Consider the following 3,303-nt stretch of genomic DNA (forward strand, 5'->3'; position numbering starts at 1 on the left):
TTTACGACGTAAAGGGCGTGATTTCCGGGGCCTTAGCGGCGGCAGCTTGCTGCAGACGCTTAGGGGGATGTTCATAAAAAATTTCAGCGACACCAGGGAACTTAACACGGTAGCTGCAAACTTTGGTCTCCGTCAGAAGGGAAACCAAGGTCGCACCACTTAAGCTTAAAATCCTCCCCTCTAGAAACTTCCGATTAAACCTTTTTTCGAATCTCAGGAGTGAAGAAGAGGGATTATTGCCGGAAAGTCACAAAAAGCGGAACATTGTTGCGGTGAATAGATTATTGCCTGAGGGGCAAAATTAACCACGTAATGACCTTTAAAATAGCAACAATGAGAAAAGCCAGCTTTTCCCCCTCAGCAGCAGCGTGCCGTGAGGGGGAGTAACTACCCGACCAGCGGATGGTTAGCAGTTTTCATTTCATGATGCGTCTTCACCAGGCAAGGCCTGTGAACTGACAGAGTCATTACGGAGTGTAAAGCGGATCTTAATCTGACCACTGAAAACGGCTTCTCCTTCATATTGAGAATGCAACGTTACTTGTAGTGGTTCTCCTTCCACCTCCTTCTTTTTCATTGGGTTCGTTCTTTTATGTGAATTGTTCGCACATCACTCCCCGCATACACTTTGCAGGTATGACGGTTTGGCCGTGGTTCCGATTCTGCAATGCCGCCGTTGGCTAAATTAAAATCCATATGCCCGGATACGGACGCGTTTAGCGTAGCGGGGGAGCCGTCAACCGAGAGGATCATGCAATCCGCATCTATTTCTACGGTGTGCTCGCCAATTTTGTACAGTCGACCAGCGGGCTGGCCATCGTCGGCCATTGCGAACGTAATACCTGCCGCCACTATGGCGGCTATCAGTAAAGTCTTTTTCATAATCTTGCCATTAGCACAAAGGAAATTGTTAATAATGATCAATTATTGACCTTAATGGACAATAATTTTCTATATCCAAACTGCCCCCTAGTAAGCCGGAAATGTCAGCAATTCCGGCTTACCAATCCAGTTTAATTTAAAGAGAAAAAATACTTTAAATCCTCAGAGTTTCGCTCCAAAAGACCAATATAATGGGAATAAGAACGGACTAGCTTTAAATAACCAGAAATATAAAAAATGCCATAATTTTCATATAGTTCAGAGTACCCTTCGCAACATGAAGTTGATATACCTCCCCATCCTAGAGGGAATTCATCATCAACAATTTTAAAAAAGTTAGAGGGAACCCACATAGGCCCATTATTATCAGGACAAACGAGAAAATCCACTCGGCCAGGATAGAACATTAACCCGTGCACCTGATACTGCATATCTACGCTGAGAGGAAAATAGTCTGTTTGCTCTGTTTCCCCCATAAATCTTACATTATCAGGTAAGTTCTGGCCTGAAGTATACAAGCATTTAACTATCATATAGTTACCTATTTGAAAAATTTCTAAGATTGATTGTCATTCCATCTTTCTTCGCATAATAAACTATTCCTAATGGAGTTTTCTGCTCTTGTAATTTTGATGGGAACATCTCTCTGTCACTCCCCGGACGTCGCCTGAAACAGTGTTTTCAGAACGCCCGTGTTTCCAGTGGATGGCCAGCTACTGGTCTGAACCATTCATATCAAGATTGAAGGCTGTGATTTTCTTAAGCGATTCAGGACGTGAAAAAGCCGGAAAGGTGGCCTTTTCAGCGGCAGTTTTTATCGCAGCACAATAGTCTTTATTGCCTTCGCCAGTTGAAATATTCGTTGTTGTCCCGTCAGGCGCTAACCCCACCACTAACCAGCATTGTTTTCCCTTCCATCTTCCTGGGTTATCGAGACGGGCATTAATCGCTGCTCTCATTTTTCGCGCCTGTAAAGCCCCTTCATCCTGGTCATTCCAGCGCACAGTATTGCAGCTGTCGGTGGCCCTGAGTTTATGGCACCCGGTGGGTTTCAGCGGCGCGCAGCCTGTTATCACTGTTGAGACTATCGCGAGTAAAAGTGCTGTTTTTATCATTGCATTCTTCCCTGTGCTATGGATTTATCTTTCATACCGAGAAGGCCTAATGGGAGCGAAGCTGCAAAATTCGACATTTACGCTCAGACTAATACCGGCCACTGTGGCGGACCCGTTCATGGTCAGGAAGCGATCGACAGGCGATTGAAATTCCTAACCATGAACAATTTGAAAACAAGAACCTCGCTTAGGACCGTGTCCACAAATTGTATAAGAAAGACTTCAACCAACGAAATTATTTAGCTTTTACATTACAAACTACCGACTGAAGCGACCGTAACTAAGAGGCAAACAGTCAAGAATCCCTGCTGGGGGAATGGTGGGCGACAACATTTGAAAACTCACTCCCTTCATAACCTGACTGACTTATTCGCAGTGATTAACATATTGTGATGTAGCAATGCCCGCTCTGAGCGAGGAGCGGACGTTAATTTTGAAGCTTTTAAGATCTACCTGCAGTGGTAACTGGGCATATTGATCATTGAGATTAGACAGCGAACCACTATCCCAGGAGATTTATAGACATTTCCATACAGCGCAGTTCAGCCTGCGCCAAGGCAGAGGGATACATGCTTTCCTGCATAAGTTTGAAACCATGTTTCTCATAAAAAGTCTGGGCATTTGGTGTTGAGGACAAAGTCAATTGCTCAAAACCACGTCCACGAGCTTCATTTTTGATGGCTTCAATAATCTGACTACCTAACCCTTTACCTGTATATTGAGGTAGCGTAAATACAGCCTCAATACTTCCTGTAGATAGATCAAGAAAGCCTGTAGCTAACAGTCTGCCATCAGGGGCAGCAACAACGAAAAAAGGATTCGCTACAATGACGTTCCTGTAGCTCTCAGGCATTTTTTCCGGGGTCCATGCCGCAATAACCGCATCATCGTAACTGTTCTTACATCCGTAACGTATGGCCTGATTTCGAATGTTCCAGCATTCTTCTGCTTCCACAGGCACAGCAAGTCTGATCTTCATACCTTTCCCTTGTACGTTTTATTCTGCGAACCATTTACATCTACCATAAAAATTCTAAAGCATACCCATTAAATTTGAGTGAGGCGGCAACGTCAGCTTCTGGCACAAAGCAGACATTAAAGACTACAGCATCGGATGCCGCGTTAGCGGCATGGAGGCGCCAGATGAAGCTGCATGTATCTGTGGAGTCAAATGGCGCCGAAAGCCCGGCGTAGCCGGTTACCGGGCTATAAATTCTGCCACCCTCCCCTTGCCCTGATTAGCTTTAACCCGCTAACAGCAATGAAGAAGTTAATGTAATCCCTTTTAACCCCGGTGAGCGGGCTT

General features: G+C 44.9%; 4 protein-coding genes. All 4 read right to left on the reverse strand.

The window, feature by feature from the left end; genetic code table 11:
* Positions 1 to 573 precede the first annotated feature (573 nt).
* Positions 574 to 882, reverse strand: a complete 309-nt coding sequence (locus HMPREF3142_RS04660; protein WP_070611418.1) for a hypothetical protein — start codon at positions 880 to 882, stop codon at positions 574 to 576.
* A 131-nt stretch (positions 883 to 1,013) separates the two neighbouring features.
* The gene (locus HMPREF3142_RS28935; protein ID WP_126315416.1) at positions 1,014 to 1,415 is read right to left on the reverse strand and encodes a hypothetical protein; all 402 of its coding nucleotides are present in this window, start codon (positions 1,413 to 1,415) and stop codon (positions 1,014 to 1,016) included.
* A gap of 180 nt (positions 1,416 to 1,595) precedes the next feature.
* On the reverse strand, positions 1,596 to 1,997 hold the full coding sequence (locus tag HMPREF3142_RS04665; RefSeq protein ID WP_050563839.1) for a cell envelope integrity TolA C-terminal domain-containing protein: 402 nt from the start codon (positions 1,995 to 1,997) through the stop codon (positions 1,596 to 1,598).
* A 502-nt stretch (positions 1,998 to 2,499) separates the two neighbouring features.
* Positions 2,500 to 2,976, reverse strand: a complete 477-nt coding sequence (locus HMPREF3142_RS04670) for a GNAT family N-acetyltransferase (protein WP_032431065.1) — start codon at positions 2,974 to 2,976, stop codon at positions 2,500 to 2,502.
* Between the last annotated feature and the right edge of the window lie 327 nt (positions 2,977 to 3,303).

The sequence above is a fragment of the Klebsiella sp. HMSC16C06 genome, from assembly GCF_001808325.1.
Lineage (GTDB): Bacteria > Pseudomonadota > Gammaproteobacteria > Enterobacterales > Enterobacteriaceae > Klebsiella > Klebsiella variicola.

Excerpts from the sequence above, each read along its gene's own strand:
- HMPREF3142_RS28935 (WP_126315416.1), bottom strand. The coding sequence starts at position 1,415 with ATGATAGTTAAATGCTTGTATACTTCAGGCCAGAACTTACCTGATAAT.
- HMPREF3142_RS04660 (WP_070611418.1), bottom strand. The coding sequence starts at position 882 with ATGAAAAAGACTTTACTGATAGCCGCCATAGTGGCGGCAGGTATTACG.
- HMPREF3142_RS04665 (WP_050563839.1), bottom strand. The coding sequence starts at position 1,997 with ATGATAAAAACAGCACTTTTACTCGCGATAGTCTCAACAGTGATAACA.
- HMPREF3142_RS04670 (WP_032431065.1), bottom strand. The coding sequence starts at position 2,976 with ATGAAGATCAGACTTGCTGTGCCTGTGGAAGCAGAAGAATGCTGGAAC.